Here is a 16,160-nt window from a genome sequence, read left to right as displayed (position 1 = left end):
CAATCAACCACTTAACTACTCACTAAACTTGAAAAACCGTCAACTCCTTTTTTTACGCGACACGCTGGTGTATACCTTCACCACATTTGGAGGGCCGCAGGCGCATGTGGCTATTTTGCTGCGCGAGTTTGTAGAAAAACGGGGTTACATTACCGAGAGTGAGTTGATGGAGCTGAGCGCCTTGTCGCAAATATTACCCGGACCATCATCCACCCAAACATTAATTGGTGTGGCCTGGAAGGTGGGGGGGCTACGGCTTGCGCTGCTTTCCTTCCTGATATGGGTTTTGCCATCAGCTGCCATCATGTGTGCGGCGGCTATCAGTTATAAAACATTTGCTTCAACAGGTAAAATAGATTCGGTACTGCATTTTATTAAGCCCGTAGCAGTGGGTATTGTGGCTTATGCAGCAGTTACTTTTGCGCAAAAGTTCATCAAAAGCCGCGTAAGCGCTTATTTGGCTACAGGCTCATTAGTGGCCACGCTTATCTTACAAAATCCGTATGCGTTTCCATTGTTGATATTATTGGGTGGCATCATTTCATCTGCTTTGGAAACCCAACCTACAGAGGATGCCATCCGTGTGAAATTATTCTCGAACGTAAACCCTAAAAAGGTGGGATATTTTATAGGTATCCTGCTGTTTTTTGCGGCATTGGGTGCACTAATTAACCGCACATCGCCTTTTAGTTTGCCCATACGCTTGTTTGAGAACTTTTACCGCAACGGTATCCTGATTTTTGGCGGCGGACAAGTGCTGGTTCCGCTCATGTACACCGAGTTTGTGGAACTTAAACATTACTTAACCAATGCTGAGTTTTTATCAGGCTATGCATTGCAGCAGGCTATACCCGGGCCAACATTTTCGTTTACCTCATTTGTAGGCGCAATAACCTTGGGTAACCAGGGCTATGGGCTTACAGGCCAAATAGTAGGTAGTATAGTGGCGGTTATAGGTGTCAATCTTCCGGGATTAATACTTATTCTTTTTATTATACCTTTTTGGGAAGATCTGAAAAAGATAACCCGCATTAAAAACTCACTAAGCGGAATAAATGCAGTGGCCGTAGGTTTTATGGCCACTGCGCTAATTTTATTGGTTGCTCCCTTTGGCACCGATTGGATGTCGTACCTCATTATGGCCGACGCATTTTGCCTACTTTATTTTACACGGATTAAGGCGCCTGTGGTAATAATTATTGGTATTGTTTTAGGACTGATGTTTTAATTTAAAAATACATCTCCTGTATTAAAATAAGGCTTAGATAGTTGTTATTATTGAAATATTAGTTTAAGTGCAATTATCCACAGAATTATTAATGGAATAGGGGTTGTACTTATTAAAGCAACGCGGTAATAAAACTTCTTGTATTGCTTTTTCAAATATCCCAAAAGTTCCATTGCTGCAAAGTAAGGAATAAATGCAAGCACAACAGTTCCCAATATGGACATTCCCGATATTTCGCCATCTCCATTACCCGCATAATCTTTATAACAAACGTAAAACATCCATAACCAAATTGTTAAGTAAATAACAAAGCAAGCGGAGGCAATGGGATGTGTTTTAAATTGCTCTTTCATCTCAAACTTTTAAGTAAAAAGTTTAAAACTTAATTCACCAGCTTCTCCGCTCTGAACACATTATCGGCCGCCTGCAAAATTTTGCCTTTGAGTTTTGGATTATAGTTTGGATGTGCTTTTATAAAGTCACGCACTATTTGTGCAGCATCTTTGCTTTGATAATTGCCAAATATGCTTCCCAACCATGATTGCGGGAAGAAAATATCGCCGGTCTTTTGTATTTCCTCCAACATGTTTAAACTTTCAGGCAGGTGTTTAATGGATGTCGATTGTCTTAAAGGATGGTTTAAATAAGACAATCCTGTTGTTACCCATGCTTCTTTTTGGCGGTTGCTGCGCTCGTGCAGGCTGTTGAAGAATGCGTCACGCTCCTTTACATCTAACGAAAGGGCAGGCATTAAAAAATCTAAACGCTTTTTGCGGTCGGCGTTGGTAATGCGGGCCTGTTGTTGCTTAATTACCGATGTTACCGTATCGCTTTTGAGTGCAATAGATAATGCCATGGAGGTGTAATCATCTTCGGCCAGTTTTACGCCTGTGGGGGCTTGTTGCTTTTGCCAGATGCTGTAAATATTGGCTTTTGCCTCAGGCGATAAGGCAATATCCTGGTAGGTTTTAAACATTATTTTCTTGTTATTAGCAGCAAATTGTTGTTGCATGGCATCCCACAACATTTGTTCTAATTTGGTAGCTATAGATGAGCGCGTGGCTGGCGCGGTAAAATTCCAGTAAATGTTGCTTATGTAGCCGTTTATCAACCGCAGGTTCATTTCATTGGTTTCCAAAGTTAAGCCTTTACTAAATAGGTTTAGCAGTTCATCGGGTTTAAAATAGCGCCCGGCCAACATATTTTCGTAAGCTGCAATATAGGTTGATGCCCGTTGCAAGGGTTTTTCAATATTATACCATTGAAGCGTGGCTTCTTTATCGGTAGGGAATAAGCCGTAACCCATGCCATTAGTATTAAACAGGATGTACAATGGTTTTTCCATACCCTCAACCTGTTTTAACACCACTTTCTCATTGTTCATATTTACTTGCACAAATTGGTTGTGGTTGGAATAAACCAAAGTAATTTCAAATGCCTGTGGCCACAGGCGGTTTTCGCCATATTCGGGCGTTTGCGTAATAGTAAGGTTGCTTATCTTGCTTCCGTTATATTTTACCGCGTAATTAAATACCGGCCTGCCGGGCTGATTAACCCAAACCTTATTCCACTCATACAGGTTAAATTTGGTGTGCTTGCTCAGAATGGCAATTAAATCGGGCCAGGTGGCATTGCTGTAAGCGTACTTTTTAAGATACTCGCGTATGCCGGCCTGAAAGTTTTCCTTACCCATCAGCAGCTCAAGTTGGCGCATCATAATGGGCGCTTTGTGGTAGATAATATTACCGTACATGGAGCCTGCTTCCTGTAAATTATCCAGTTGCTGGCGTATAGGATTAGTGCCCTGGGTGCGGTCAACACCATAGGCGGCAGGGTAGTGGTCTTGCAAAAATTTGAGATTGAAGGTTTCGGTGCCCATCATTTTTTCGGTTACCTTATCGGCCATAAAGTTGGCAAACACCTCTTTCATCCAAACATCGTTAAACCACCGCATGGTTACCAAATCGCCAAACCACATGTGTGCCGTTTCGTGCGATATAAGGTTAGCGCGACCAATAAATTGGTCTTTAGTAGCACCTTCATCCAAAAACAAGCTCGATGCCTTGTATTGTACCTCGCCGGGATGTTCCATGCCTCCAAACTGAAAATCGGGAATAGCCACAAAACCTATTTTTTGAAACGGGAAGGGGATGCCAGTCCATTCTTCTAAAAAGCTAATAGCATTTTGATGGGCGATGAAAATCGAATCGGTGCTGAATTTGATTTTCTTCTCATCGGTTTCGCGATGCAAAAATTCAGCTTCACGCTTACCCAGCTTCTGTTTTACTGATTTATATTCACCGGCCGTGAAAGAGAATAAGTAGGTAGGTAGTTTATCCGAATTGGCAAAATTGTACGTCACTCCTATTTTGTTCACAACCGAATCGCGCTTTAAGCCATTGCTTAACACTTTCCATCCGGTGGGGACATTCATACTCAATTCAAACTTCCCTTTTAAATCGGGCTGATCAAAACAGGGGAAGACGGTACGGGCATGATCGGGCACAAAGAGTGCGTACAGGTATTCGGTATTGATGTTTAATGATGCCGGGGCGGGCGTAAATTCGAGATGAGCGATATTTCGACCGGCATGCAGGTATTTAACAGGTATAACAATGTGTTCGTCTTTAAAGTCTACTACAGCTAATTTACCGTTAACTGTTACTTTGTGCAGATTTTCGGTCGTTTGCTTAAAATCTAATTGCAGGGGCTGGTCGATAACTTTAAGGTTGAAATCAATATCTTCAATCCCGTTAACTGCAACCTTTGAGCTATTAGTAACGTTAAAAGATAGCTTGTATTGTATATCGCTTATCACCTGTGCACGGTAAGTAGCAAGTTGGAGCGAAACTCCGGGTTCAACCTTTACAGGCTTGTTACTGTTTTGTGCATAAGCGGCTGTATATAAAATAAATAAAACTGATGATATAATGTATTTTTTCATCATTGATGATTGAAATATTCTTATAATCCTATTAATTGTATAATTGCCCCGTAGCTCATCCAGGTCATTACGCCTACAACAGTAATGCCCAAAATAGTTAGCCACAGCGGCTGTTTGTAGTTGGCCACAATGTTGTGGCGATAAGCGCCAATAAGCATTACGCCCAGGGCCAGCGGTAATATTAACCCGTTAATGGCACCCACCGCTATAAGTATGTTAACAGGTTTGCCGATTAGTAAAAATATGATGCAAGCTATAACAATGAAGCCTATAATTATTTCGCGATTGAGTTTAAGTATAACCGGGTGAAAGCTTTTGGTGAATGATACCGAGGTATAAGCCGATCCCACCACAGAAGATATACCCGCCGACCACATCACCAGGCCAAAAATTTTATAGCCCAACTGTCCGCTTGCTAACTGGAAAACCGATGCCGCCGGATTGGCAGGATCTAACTTGTTGCCCGCACTTATAACGCCCAATGCTGCTATAAACAATAATATACGCATCACCGAAGCCAAACCAATAGCACTCAATGCACCCTTATTAATAGCCGGAAGATTATCGATACCGGTTTGTCGGGCATCCAGCAAACGGTGCGCACCGGCAAAGGTTATGTAGCCGCCAACCGTTCCGCCCACAATGGTTAAAACAGCGCCAAAGCTAAATTTTGATGGATTTACCGAGCGTACTACCGCCTCGGCCAATGGAGGACTACTGCTGTAGGCTATGTACAAAGCCAGACATATTTTGAGCAAACCCATGCATTTGGCAAAGGTGTCCATCACTTTACCGGCTTCGCGGTAAATAAATATACCTATTGCAATTATGGCGCTCATAACCGCGCCTTGCCCAACGCTAACACCCAGCAATACATTTAAACCCAAACCAGCACCGGCTACGTTGCCAATATTAAAAGCCATTCCGCCTAAAAAAACCAAAAAGGATAGGAGATAACCCAAACCTGGGAATACCTTATTGGCAATATTCTGCGCGGGCTGGTCGGCCACGGCTATTATGCGCCATATGTTGAGCTGGGCAATGGCATCCAATACTACTGAAAGCAATATCACAAAACCAAAGCTTGCCCCGAGTTCCTGCGTAAAAACGGCGGTTTGCGTTAAAAAACCCGGACCAATGGCCGAACTTGCCATTAAAAAAGCCGCACCTATGAGTATGCTCCAGTTTACCTTTTTCATGCCGATGCGGGGGCTTTAAGGATGATGCCTTCCTGCTTTAGTTTTTGGTTAATGAGTTTGGCAAAATCTACCGCATGAGCACCATCGCCATGCAGGCACAAGGTATCGGCTTTAAGCGCAATAGTTTTATTATTGGCCGATACTACCTTTTGTTCTTTTACCATTATTAATACCTGTTTTACAGAATCTTGCTCATTGGTAATTAAAGCATTGCTTTGACTTCGTGGAGTTAGCGATCCATCATCTTGGTAAGTACGGTCGGCAAAAACTTCGGAGGCTGATGTTAAGCCTGATTTCTGCGCCGCTTTGATCATTTCGCTGCCGGCCAATCCGTATAAAATTAAAGTTGGATCAAAATCATGAACTGCCTGAACAATTGCCCGCGCTAAAGCCACATCTTTAGCTGCCATGTTGTATAATGCCCCATGTGCCTTTACGTGATGTAGCTTGCCACCGGCCGCTTTTACAAAGCCGTATAAAGCGCCAATTTGATACAAGGTAAATTGGTATGCCTCATTAGCTGTAATTTTCATTTCGCGACGACCAAAGCCCTGCAAATCGGGCAGGCCGGGATGTGCTCCTATGGCAACACCTTTTTTAATGGCCATGCTCACGGTTCGCTGCATTACTTCGGGGTCGCCCGCGTGATAGCCGCAAGCTATGTTGGCCGATGTAATATAATCCATTAAGGTTTCATCATTAGGCATGGGGTAATTACCAAATGCTTCGCCCATATCGCAGTTTAAATCAATAGTTTGCATGGCTTTAAATAAGATAATACTTTTTAAAAATGACTTCGTACGGCTAAGGCCAGCTTTTGCAAATGCTCTTCCCGTTCAATATACAGCATTTCGGCTTCCTGGCGGCTTGTTTCCTTAAAAATTATAATGTCGCCGGGTTTAAGCTGGCCGCACAGCGGCAGGTCGACTGCAGCCACCTGGGCAATTCGAGGGTAGCCGCCGGTGGTTTGGCAATCGGCCATTAGGAGCACGGGTGTTCCGCTGCCCGTAATTTGTATAGTACCCGGTGTAACTGCGGTTGACAATAACTCTTTATGCATAAGCCGTTGTATGGGCACACCATCTAAATGATAACCCATGCGGTTACTGCGCATATTTAAGGTATATGGCGATGACAGAAAATCGTAAATAGAGCAACCATCAAACCAGGTAAACTCGTTGGCGGGTACAACACGGATGCTTTTTTTATCCATAGGTAAGAGGGCTTGCCTGGTAATATTCCATTTGGGGTAATTGATGCCGGTACCCTGTAGCTTTAACAAAAGATCATCAGTTGTTGGCGAGCATTTTTTAGTGTTTTGCAAAATATCGCCAGCCTGTAATGCGCGGCCTTCATGGCCGCCTATGCCTGCAGTTGTATATGTGCTTTTACTACTCATCACATCGGGCACATCCCAGCCGCAGGCAATGGCTAAGTAAGTACGACTTCCTGCCGGATTATTTACTAAACGTACAACGCTTCCTTGCGGAATAAAAACGGGGCGCTCGGTTGGTATGGTTACTTCGCCCGATTTTAATGTAGCCCCATCACCCGCATATGCGATCAATATATCAGTTTCGGTCACAAATTCGGCTGCCGCGTAAGTAAATTCAATAACAGCTTCATCATGTGCGTTACCTACCGCAATATTGGCAATTCGAGTCGAAAGGGTATCCATAGCGCCCGAAACCGGAACAGCCTGCGACAGATGTAGCCTGCGTCCCATATCTTGTACTGTACTTAATACGCCTGGTTTGGTAATTCGTATCCGCATATTATTAAGCACTATACATGTCAAACTCCTGTGGAGAGATCGATTTAAAGTTTACCAAATTTCCTGCTTTTAGTAATGATGGTTGGCTGCGGGTGGCGTCAAATAACTTTAATGGGGTACGGCCAATAATTTGCCATCCTCCAGGAGTATCTAAAGGGTAAATGCCGGTTTGCTTGTCCGCTATACCTACCGACCCAAATGGAATTGTTTGCCTTGGCGTAGCTTTACGTGGTGTAGCCAGTTGCTCATTTAATCCGCCCATATAGGCAAAACCTGGTACAAAACCTATCATGTACACTGTGTAAATGGCTTGGGTATGCAGGTTAATTACTTGCTGCGTAGTGAGATTATGCTGGCTTGCAAGGTCGGCAATATCGGGTCCAAAATCATCACCGTAACATACGGGAATATTAATAGGAGGAGTTTCTGATGATGTTTGGCTAAGGTTTTTCTCACCCAAATTCAAAAGGTAATGTTGTACTTTTTCAAAACACGATCTCCCCGGCATATGTGTTGCTTGTAAAACGGTTAGCGCATCATAAAAAACACTCAAGGTTGTATAAGCCGGTACGGTGGTTTGCAAGCCGGGAAATGGGTTTTGTTGCAGTCGCTCATTAAAGCTACTGATACGATGTAAAAGCACATCGCTAATCTCATTGCCAAACTCTACGGTAACGGCCTGCTCGCTCAAGTAATAAACGCTGAGGGCTTGACTATAAATAGGGGATTGCAACGGCATGAAATGCTAATATAGCAGTTTAGATACCGAAAAAGCAATAATACCTTATGTAACATCATTATTGCTGTTTACACACAAATATAAATGTAAAAAAGCCCTTGCAATTGATTTGCAAGGGCATAAATTAATGTTTTATCAGTTATTGAGTATTTTTAGTCAAACTCACAGAGCTATCTGCGGGAGCATTAAACTCTGTAAGAAAATCTTCGTTAAGATACTTGGAGGTGTAGCCATTTACATCAGCATTAATGTAGATCATGTTTTTGCCCTTTATCAAATCAATAATTTTGTTTGACACCTCGGGAGAAACTGCTGGGCAACCATAGCTACGACCTAAACGGCCTAATTGTTTGATTGTGTTTTCGCATACGTAATCGGCAGCATGCAATACTACCGCACGGGCACGGGCATTGCTGTTAAAGCCGGCGTCCATGCCGTCTAATTTTAATGAACGACCATGTTTACCGTAATATACATCATCAGTTACATAAAAACCAAGACTGCTTTGGTGTGATTCATTTTTATCAGAGAACTGCGTGGCCATCAATTCGCCACTGCCTTGTCCGTGTGCTACCCAGGTATTCAGCAATAATTGCTTTTTTGCCAAATCTACAATCCACATACGTTTTACAGTGCTGGCCTTATTAAAATCAACCACGGTAACAATTTGGCTGTTTTTAGCCAGTTTATTGTTCTCCTTTAAATTGTAATATCCGGTGAGGGCTTTTTCAAACACCTCATAATCTAAACCTGATGTTTTTAAACCGGCCAATTGGTAAATATTAGTTACATAACCTGCAAAAGCAGACGCAACCGGAGCTACAGTTTCTTTTTTAATAGCAACACTTGCTTTTTTTACGGTAGCCGAGCGCGAACTAATAATAGCTCCGCTAAGTATTACCAACAGTGTAGCTGCTAACCAGAATTTTCTTTTCATATGTCCGTTGATTGTTTTAATCATGTTTTTAATACGTTCAAAAGGTCAACAGGCTTAAGTTAAAGTTTTTTATTACTCTCTTGTGATTAGTATCACAAATTTAAATATAGCACACTCATTTATACGTCATTCGTCTATCATTTGTTTTAACAGAAACATAACATGTAAGCTACTTAGTAAACAGTAATAATTTTTTATTATTGCCGATAGCACTTATTACATGAATAAAAGAATACGCCGTCTATTTCCCTTTGCATTTTATAATGTTGCCTTACTTTTCGTCTTTTCAGCATGTTCGCCTTTAATTGTACCAACGCCCTATCATGTGCCTGCTGTACAGGATAAGGGTGATTTACATTTAAATGTTTTAACGGGTATGTCGGCGTTTAATGCACAAGGTGCTTACATGGCATCTGATCGGATTTTTATCAGTTCTACATATAGCACAAATCTGGAAAAACATGAAACTAATGGGCATGTTCATCATCAAACTTCAATAGGAGCCGGATACATTTATAAACACCGAAAAACGCAGTGGGCTATTGCTGGTGGCTATAAATGGGGGAAAAGCCGAGATAACAGCACTACTACTGATGGCCAAGTAACAAATTATAACTCCACGCAGATTGACTACAGGAGTATATATTTACAACCTTATTTCAACGTCCTTATTTCTCGTGGTTTTAATTTATATGGCGGATTGAGGACTTCGTTAATTACAACAAGCAACTTTTACACAAATGAAGAATACTACAGAATCAATCCTGGAAATACAGGCACTATCGAGCCTTTTGTAGGATTGCGGGCGGGGTATAAAAAATTGATGTTTGAGATACAGTATGGGATATACTCTCATGCCGATACTTATCAAAATATGTTTTTAAAAGGTGATGATGTGCTAAATACACATATAGGCATAGGATATACCTTTGGTTTTTCAAAGAAAAATGCTAAAAAGTAAAAATGGATGCTTATTGCACCCATTTAACTTTCTCTTCAAGCGGTGTTTTACGCACACCATCTGGTTTGGCATCGCTGTAACCGAGGTAAAGCAGGCCCAGTACCTGGTCCTCTGCTCCCAAGCCTAAAAACTCTTTCATGCCCGGCTTCAAGGTAGCGCCACCGGTGCTCCAAAATGAACCTATGTTTAAGGAATGGGCTCCTAACAAAATGTTTTGAATAGCACATGATGCTGCGGCAACTTCTTCAACAACAGGTATTTTCGATAATTCGCTGCGGTGCATGTAAGCTATTACCACGTGCGATACATTGGCACCCATGTTTGCAAGGTTGTTATAAGTAGCAGGATTAAAGTTTTCACCGGCGCCGTCTTTATAAATTTCGGCGTGTTGTGCGCAAAAAACTTTAGGATCTTCGTAAACTACAAAGCGCCATGGCTCGGTAAATGCGTGGGTAGGAGCCCAATCTGCAAGTTCTAATAAGGCAGCAACTTGTCCGTTCGGTATCTTCTGTCCGTTCATCATACCCGGCTTAATAGTGCGGCGGGTTTTAATGTTTTCGGCTATGGTAGTGAAATTTTGTTCGCTCATGTTTTAGTGTGATTTTGCGCCAAAAGTAGGGGATTAAATGCAAAATGCCTTACCTTATTTTTATTTGACCTTTAGTTGAATTGCAGTATAAACACCGTACCCACGCCCTCGGTACTCTGTACCTGAATGTTACCCTTGTGCATCAGCATAATTTGCTTACACAAGCTCAAACCTATACCGCTACCTGTTTTGCGGGTGCTAAAAAACGGGATGAAAATTTTCTCCATTACCTCTGGAGACATACCCAATCCGTTATCGCTAACTTTTAATACAGCTTTGTTATTAACTATCTCTGCAGAAAGAGAAATCATAGGTTCGGCCTGGTCTTTTACGGCTTCAATAGCATTTACCAGCAGGTTGATGAGCACCTGATCGAGCAGGTTAACGTCCACATCAATGGTCATCCCCAAATCGCGCAATATGATATCAAGCTCAATGTTCTTTTTGTCGAGCGTGGGCAACATCAGTGTGTTCAGGTTCTCGAATAAATCATATACCATCACACTTTGCAACTCTAACTTGGTGATTTTATTTAAACTGCGATAACTCTCAGTGAATTTGAGCAAGCCTTCGCTGCGGCGTTTAATGGTATCAATGCCAAGTTCCAAATCCTCCAAATCATGGCCGGCGGTACTATTGGCAATATCGGGGCGTTTGAGGCGATTTTTCAACGTATCGGCCAGTGATGAAATTGGAGCAACAGAGTTCATGATCTCATGCGTCATTACGTTCAAAAGCTTCGACCATGCGTTTGACTCCGACTCGTCCATGGCATCGCTCACGTTTTGAAAAGCAACCAATTTATATATTTTGTCCTCGCTGCGCAGCACACTCGCCATTAATTGAAGTTTAACCCTTTGCTGGTCTTTAATAATAGTGATTACCTTACTACCGCCCGATTTAAGGCGAATGATCTCTTGATAAAGTTCATCATTTCGTTTTTCGAGCGAATGGATGCTTTTTAAATACGGAACATTAATGATGTTTTTAAATGACTCATTGATCCAGCCAACATCGCCGGTTTCTTGTTCGTAGGATAGTATACCGGTACCCACCAGTTCAAGTATTTTTTGCAGGTAGTGGTATTGTGTCTCGCGTTCGCGATTGATGGTTTTAAAGGTGGTATTAATCTCGTTAAATCCTTTGCGCAGTACCTGTACGTTGGCCGGTGCACTTTGAATAGCGTAATGCCGCGAAAAATCGCGGTATTGGGCAGCCTCGGCAAACTCCTGAACCTCTTGCTGCACTTTAGTATATTGCTTTAAAATGCTCGCAATTACATAAATTATAAAAGGAGCAGATGCAATGGCATAGACATATTGCTTATTGGCCAAAGCATAAGCAGCGCCGCATAAAAAGGCAAACAAGATGAACACGCGCAGCAATAGCTGCCACTCGTAGCGTTTAAATATCATACTTATTTAATCGGCGGTATAGGGCGGTACGGGTTAGCCCGAGTTCTTTGGCGGCACGGGTTATATTACCATTATGTTTTTCGATAACGCGTAGAATGGCATTCTTTTCCATTTCGCTCAAAGGCACATTATCTTCCGATTCGGCAACTGCCGGTATGTTCGTTTCGAGCGAAGAAAATATAAGGTCGTCGGGTTGCAGGGTGGTATCATCGGCCATAATTACGGCGCGCTCAATGGTATACTGTAACTCGCGCACATTACCCGGAAAACTATATGATTGCAATCTATTAATAGCCTGCGCACTAAAATCAACCGATGGTTTCATATACTTGGCCGCATACATTTTAGCAAAATGACGGGCAAGTACAGGCACATCGGTAATGCGGCGGCGCAGTGCAGGCATGGTTATTTCAACGGTATTAATGCGATATATCAAATCCTTACGAAATTTGTTTTCGTTGGCCAATTCCTGCAACGGCACGTTGGTAGCACAAATTAGGCGGATATTTATATCTACCGGTTTATTGTTTCCCAAACGGGTTACCTGCCGGTTTTGCAGTACGGTAAGCAGCTTGGCCTGTTGCTGAAGGGAGATATTTCCAATCTCATCTAAAAACAGTGTTCCACCCTCGGCTTCTTCAAAGCGGCCCATGCGATCTTCGCGCGCATCGGTAAAGGCACCTTTTTTATGGCCGAAGAGTTCGCTCTCAAACAGCGTATCGGTAAGGGCACCAACGTCAACCTTAATAAAAGGCTTATTTGCCCGTAACGAACGCTCGTGAATAGCTTTTGCCATCAAGTCTTTACCCGTTCCGTTTTCGCCCAAAATCAAAATATTAGCATCGGTAGGGGCGATCTTATTTACTTTGTAAAATATATCCTGCATGGCTTCCGATTCGCCCAATATCTCGGTGCCTCCTGCATTGTTTTTTACTATTTTTGGTTTTTTAGGGCCTTCCTGCTTGTCTAACAGGTCGGTTATGGTTTCTATCAGGCGTTCGTTGTGCCATGGTTTTACTACAAAATCGTTAGCACCTTCTTTAAGCGAGCGTACGGCCAAATCAATATGACCGTAGGCCGTGATCATTATTACGCAAACATTAGGTTTCCACTCTTTAATTTTACGCAGCCAGTAAATACCCTCGTTACCGGTATTCATGGTACTGTTAAAATTCATATCCAGCAGCACCAAGTCAATTTGGTTACGGGTTAATATGGAGTTTATGTTTTCAGGATTCTTTTCGGTAATAATTTCATGCACCTCGGTTTTAAGCAAAAGCTTAACTGCGGTTAGCACGTCGGTATCATCGTCAACAACCAATACTGTTGCTTTTTTTAATATCATGAGCGGAAATAATGTTAAGGATCAAGTTTGTAATATTAACCAATTTAGCTTTAATGTAATGCATACACTGTAAAAGTGCGTTAACGCATCAAAATAGGCAATTCAGTATCCAAAAATATAACTATTTGTTAATCAAAGCCATTCTATTTGTTCATGTTTTTTACATTGTATCATAACCGCACACTTGTTGTAACACAAGCGTACGCAAATTGCTTAACAAATTGTTTAATGTGTTGAAAATCAGTGTTTTTTATAATGGCACAAGGTTTATATATTATCAGTAAAACATTATACTTTACGTGGACAGAATAATTGAGAAAAAAACGTGGAACAGTAAACGGGTGATGACCATTGCGGGCATAACCGCCATAGTTGCATTGGTTGCCGGAAGCATATATTTTACATCGGGCAAGAGCAAGCTTAATGTAGATACCGAGCGCATTACTATAAGCGAGGTTAGTAAAGGCTCGTTTCAGGAAATTATACCTTTAAACGGTATTGTGATGCCTATCACTACTATATATTTAGATGCCGTAGAAGGTGGCCGCGTTGAAAAGCTTTTTGTGGAAGATGGTGCCACCATGAAAAAAGGTGAGCCCATTTTAAAACTGGCCAATACCGATTTGGAACTTAGCCTGGCTAATGAAGAAACTGCCGTGTTTAACGTGCTTACCCAAATGCAAATTTCGCATGATAATGCCCGTCAAAATACCATCAGTAAACTGAACCAAATGGCCGAGGTAGAAAGCAGCCTTAAAGAAGCTGACCGTATATATAAACTTAACAAAAAACTGTACGATCAAAAAGCTATAGGTTTACAGGAATACCAGAAATCGGAAAATGACTACTTGTACGCTGTACGCCGCAAACGCTTAACCACGCAAATATTAAATCAGGACTCAACCGCGGTAAATCAGCAAACCAAGCAATCAAAAGACTCATATGCGCACATGAAAGGTACTTTAGAGCTGATGCGCAAAAAGGTAGGCGATTTAATTGTACGTGCACCGGTTGATGGTCAGTTAACCTCATTGGATGCCGAGATTGGCCAAAGCAAACAAAAAGGAGGCCGTTTGGGCCAAATAGATGTATTATCGGGCTTTAAAGTTAGGGTTGATGTTGATGAGCATTACATTACCCGTGTGTTTAACGGCCAAACCGGTGAGTTTACCCTGGGTGATAAAACATACAAGTTGAAAATTAAAAAAGTATTTACGCAGGTGGCTAATGGCCGTTTCCAGGTTGATATGCAGTTTGTGGGCGCTATGCCTAAAGATATTCGCCGCGGACAAAGCTTACAGATACGCCTTGCCCTGAGCGATGAAACACAAGCCGTAATGGTGCCCAAAGGTGGATTTTACCAGCAAACCGGTGGCAACTGGATATTTAAACTGAGCGAAGATGGCAAAACCGCCTATAAAATTGATATACAACTTGGTCGCCAAAATCCAGATTACTATGAAGTGATGCAGGGCTTAAAACCGGGTGACAAGGTGGTAACATCCAGCTACGATACTTATGGCGATATGCAGGAATTGGTTTTAAAATAGAGAGGGGCGAGAGTCAAGAACCAAGAATCAAGACAAGAGTTTGGTATTAGATAAAACAGATATTAAGAACATAAAAATAATCGGCTTTTAAAGCCCCTCCTTTGGAGGGGTTGGGGAGGTATCACAATTAAAACAGGGGAGATCTATGATAAAAATTACAAATCTGGAAAAATTTTACCGTACTGAAGAGGTAGAAACCGTTGCGCTTAACAAGCTTAACATTGAAATTAATACGGGCGAGTTTGTGGCCATTATGGGACCATCGGGCTGTGGTAAATCAACTTTGTTAAATATTTTGGGTTTGTTGGATGACCCGGATGGCGGAAGTTACCTGTTTAATGGTACTGAGGTGGCCCATTTTAATGAGCGTAAACGTGCCGATTTGCGTAAGCACAACATTGGTTTCGTGTTTCAGAGCTTTAATCTTATTGATGAGCTCACGGTTTTTGAAAACGTGGAACTCCCTTTAATATACACGGGCGTAAGCACAGCCGAGCGCAAAACAAGGGTAGAAGAGGTGTTAACTAAAATGCAGATCATGCATCGCCGTAACCACTATCCGCAACAGCTATCGGGCGGCCAGCAGCAGCGTGTAGCTATTGCACGTGCGGTAGTAAACAAACCCAAATTGATACTGGCCGATGAGCCTACCGGTAATCTTGATAGCAGCAATGGTAATGAGGTAATGGAACTGCTAACCGATTTAAATGAGCAAGGCACTACCATTATTATGGTGACCCACTCTGAGCACGATGCCCGTTACAGCCATCGCATTATTCGCTTGTTGGATGGGCATACAGTTATGGAAAATATCATGATGTAAAAATGTCACTCCCCGCAACGATCTCCATTTTATGGTGTCTTGTAAAAAGTTTTACTCTTAACATTTTAAAATTATGAAAACCCTGATCACTATTCTTTTTTCAACAGTCTGCCTTACTGCAATGGCTCAAAAGAGCAGCAAAGAAAGCTTGAGCGAGAGCGTACACGACGATGGTAAAACCATGAGTGTAAAAATATCCGGCGATGTTAATGGCCGTTCGGTTAATTACAGCAATAAATTCAATGTAAAAGGGATGAGCACTGCCGAAAAAGATGCCCTAACCAAACGTATTACAGATTCGTTAGGCATTAAAAGCAGTCATCAACCAACACCTACAACCCCTCCAACCCCTCCGGCCACAAACCGCACCGTTTATGCCTTTTCGGCACCTGATGCCCCGGACGCACCGAAAACTCGTGGAACTAAAATTTATGAGCACCGCGATATTAAATCGAGCATAAATGACGACGGCGAAAGCATGTACATCAAATTTAAAGGCACTCTCAACGATAAGCCTGTAAAATTCGAGCGCATACTCGATGTAAAAGGTAAATCGGCCAAAGAAAAAAACGATATGATTAAAAGTATAACCGACTCGTTAGGCATCAGCGAGAAAGTTAAAATATACCTGGGTAATTAAGTAAGCCTAAATAACA

15 protein-coding genes are annotated in these 16,160 nt (G+C 42.1%); 5 read left to right on the top strand and 10 right to left on the bottom strand.

Annotation, left to right across the window (positions count from 1 at the left end):
* Positions 1-28 precede the first annotated feature (28 nt).
* The gene (chrA, locus tag QE417_RS03685) at positions 29-1,228 is read left to right on the top strand and encodes a chromate efflux transporter (protein ID WP_311947583.1); all 1,200 of its coding nucleotides are present in this window, start codon (positions 29-31) and stop codon (positions 1,226-1,228) included.
* 47 nt (positions 1,229-1,275) lie between these two features.
* On the opposite strand, the gene QE417_RS03680 is transcribed toward chrA, so the two are convergent.
* From QE417_RS03680 to QE417_RS03650, 7 genes are all read right to left on the bottom strand, one after another.
* The gene (locus QE417_RS03680; protein WP_311947582.1) at positions 1,276-1,581 is read right to left on the bottom strand and encodes a hypothetical protein; all 306 of its coding nucleotides are present in this window, start codon (positions 1,579-1,581) and stop codon (positions 1,276-1,278) included.
* 29 nt (positions 1,582-1,610) lie between these two features.
* Positions 1,611-4,175: a M1 family metallopeptidase gene (locus QE417_RS03675; RefSeq protein WP_311947581.1), complete on the bottom strand. Its 2,565-nt coding sequence runs from the start codon at positions 4,173-4,175 to the stop codon at positions 1,611-1,613.
* 17 nt (positions 4,176-4,192) lie between these two features.
* Positions 4,193-5,371, bottom strand: a complete 1,179-nt coding sequence (locus QE417_RS03670; RefSeq protein WP_311947580.1) for an NRAMP family divalent metal transporter — start codon at positions 5,369-5,371, stop codon at positions 4,193-4,195.
* Positions 5,368-6,132 (bottom strand): LamB/YcsF family protein, encoded by a 765-nt coding sequence (locus QE417_RS03665; RefSeq protein WP_311947579.1) that lies wholly within the window; start codon positions 6,130-6,132, stop codon positions 5,368-5,370. The genes QE417_RS03670 and QE417_RS03665 overlap by 4 nt, the downstream gene beginning before the upstream one ends.
* Before the next feature lie 23 nt (positions 6,133-6,155).
* On the bottom strand, positions 6,156-7,145 hold the full coding sequence (locus QE417_RS03660; RefSeq protein WP_311947578.1) for a 5-oxoprolinase subunit C family protein: 990 nt from the start codon (positions 7,143-7,145) through the stop codon (positions 6,156-6,158).
* A gap of 4 nt (positions 7,146-7,149) precedes the next feature.
* Positions 7,150-7,884 (bottom strand): 5-oxoprolinase subunit PxpB, encoded by a 735-nt coding sequence (gene pxpB / locus QE417_RS03655; protein ID WP_311947577.1) that lies wholly within the window; start codon positions 7,882-7,884, stop codon positions 7,150-7,152.
* A gap of 139 nt (positions 7,885-8,023) precedes the next feature.
* Positions 8,024-8,821 carry a murein L,D-transpeptidase catalytic domain family protein gene (locus QE417_RS03650; protein ID WP_311947576.1) on the bottom strand — a complete coding sequence of 266 codons (798 nt, stop codon included), beginning with the start codon at positions 8,819-8,821 and terminating at the stop codon, positions 8,024-8,026.
* Positions 8,822-9,041: 220 nt separating this feature from the next.
* Between QE417_RS03650 and QE417_RS03645 the strand changes: the two genes are divergently transcribed.
* Positions 9,042-9,782 (top strand): hypothetical protein, encoded by a 741-nt coding sequence (locus QE417_RS03645; RefSeq protein WP_311947574.1) that lies wholly within the window; start codon positions 9,042-9,044, stop codon positions 9,780-9,782.
* A 10-nt stretch (positions 9,783-9,792) separates the two neighbouring features.
* Here the strand turns inward: QE417_RS03645 and QE417_RS03640 are convergent, their stop codons facing one another.
* The 3 genes from QE417_RS03640 to QE417_RS03630 form a co-directional block, all read right to left on the bottom strand.
* Entirely contained in the window at positions 9,793-10,371 is a 579-nt protein-coding gene (locus QE417_RS03640; RefSeq protein ID WP_311947573.1) for a nitroreductase family protein, read from the bottom strand.
* Between the two features lie 71 nt (positions 10,372-10,442).
* Positions 10,443-11,786 carry a sensor histidine kinase gene (locus QE417_RS03635; RefSeq protein WP_311947572.1) on the bottom strand — a complete coding sequence of 448 codons (1,344 nt, stop codon included), beginning with the start codon at positions 11,784-11,786 and terminating at the stop codon, positions 10,443-10,445.
* Positions 11,776-13,131: a sigma-54-dependent transcriptional regulator gene (locus tag QE417_RS03630; RefSeq protein ID WP_311947571.1), complete on the bottom strand. Its 1,356-nt coding sequence runs from the start codon at positions 13,129-13,131 to the stop codon at positions 11,776-11,778. The genes QE417_RS03635 and QE417_RS03630 overlap by 11 nt, the downstream gene beginning before the upstream one ends.
* 299 nt (positions 13,132-13,430) lie before the next feature.
* On the opposite strand from QE417_RS03630, the gene QE417_RS03625 reads away from it, so the two are divergent.
* From QE417_RS03625 to QE417_RS03615, 3 genes are all read left to right on the top strand, one after another.
* The gene (locus QE417_RS03625; protein WP_311947570.1) at positions 13,431-14,681 is read left to right on the top strand and encodes an efflux RND transporter periplasmic adaptor subunit; all 1,251 of its coding nucleotides are present in this window, start codon (positions 13,431-13,433) and stop codon (positions 14,679-14,681) included.
* Between the two features lie 145 nt (positions 14,682-14,826).
* The gene (locus QE417_RS03620; RefSeq protein WP_311947569.1) at positions 14,827-15,504 is read left to right on the top strand and encodes an ABC transporter ATP-binding protein; all 678 of its coding nucleotides are present in this window, start codon (positions 14,827-14,829) and stop codon (positions 15,502-15,504) included.
* A gap of 73 nt (positions 15,505-15,577) precedes the next feature.
* Positions 15,578-16,144, top strand: coding sequence for a hypothetical protein (locus QE417_RS03615; RefSeq protein WP_311947568.1), 567 nt, complete (start codon positions 15,578-15,580; stop codon positions 16,142-16,144).
* Positions 16,145-16,160: the final 16 nt, after the last annotated feature.

It is taken from the genome of Mucilaginibacter terrae, from assembly GCF_031951985.1.
GTDB lineage: Bacteria > Bacteroidota > Bacteroidia > Sphingobacteriales > Sphingobacteriaceae > Mucilaginibacter > Mucilaginibacter terrae_A.
This window is presented reverse-complemented; position numbering and strand designations above follow the sequence as displayed.

Excerpts from the sequence above, each read along its gene's own strand:
- QE417_RS03680 (WP_311947582.1), bottom strand. The coding sequence starts at position 1,581 with ATGAAAGAGCAATTTAAAACACATCCCATTGCCTCCGCTTGCTTTGTT.
- QE417_RS03675 (WP_311947581.1), bottom strand. The coding sequence starts at position 4,175 with ATGATGAAAAAATACATTATATCATCAGTTTTATTTATTTTATATACA.
- QE417_RS03670 (WP_311947580.1), bottom strand. The coding sequence starts at position 5,371 with ATGAAAAAGGTAAACTGGAGCATACTCATAGGTGCGGCTTTTTTAATG.
- QE417_RS03665 (WP_311947579.1), bottom strand. The coding sequence starts at position 6,132 with ATGCAAACTATTGATTTAAACTGCGATATGGGCGAAGCATTTGGTAAT.
- QE417_RS03660 (WP_311947578.1), bottom strand. The coding sequence starts at position 7,145 with ATGCGGATACGAATTACCAAACCAGGCGTATTAAGTACAGTACAAGAT.
- pxpB (WP_311947577.1), bottom strand. The coding sequence starts at position 7,884 with ATGCCGTTGCAATCCCCTATTTATAGTCAAGCCCTCAGCGTTTATTAC.
- QE417_RS03650 (WP_311947576.1), bottom strand. The coding sequence starts at position 8,821 with ATGAAAAGAAAATTCTGGTTAGCAGCTACACTGTTGGTAATACTTAGC.
- QE417_RS03645 (WP_311947574.1), top strand. The coding sequence starts at position 9,042 with ATGAATAAAAGAATACGCCGTCTATTTCCCTTTGCATTTTATAATGTT.
- QE417_RS03640 (WP_311947573.1), bottom strand. The coding sequence starts at position 10,371 with ATGAGCGAACAAAATTTCACTACCATAGCCGAAAACATTAAAACCCGC.
- QE417_RS03635 (WP_311947572.1), bottom strand. The coding sequence starts at position 11,786 with ATGATATTTAAACGCTACGAGTGGCAGCTATTGCTGCGCGTGTTCATC.
- QE417_RS03630 (WP_311947571.1), bottom strand. The coding sequence starts at position 13,131 with ATGATATTAAAAAAAGCAACAGTATTGGTTGTTGACGATGATACCGAC.
- QE417_RS03620 (WP_311947569.1), top strand. The coding sequence starts at position 14,827 with ATGATAAAAATTACAAATCTGGAAAAATTTTACCGTACTGAAGAGGTA.
- QE417_RS03615 (WP_311947568.1), top strand. The coding sequence starts at position 15,578 with ATGAAAACCCTGATCACTATTCTTTTTTCAACAGTCTGCCTTACTGCA.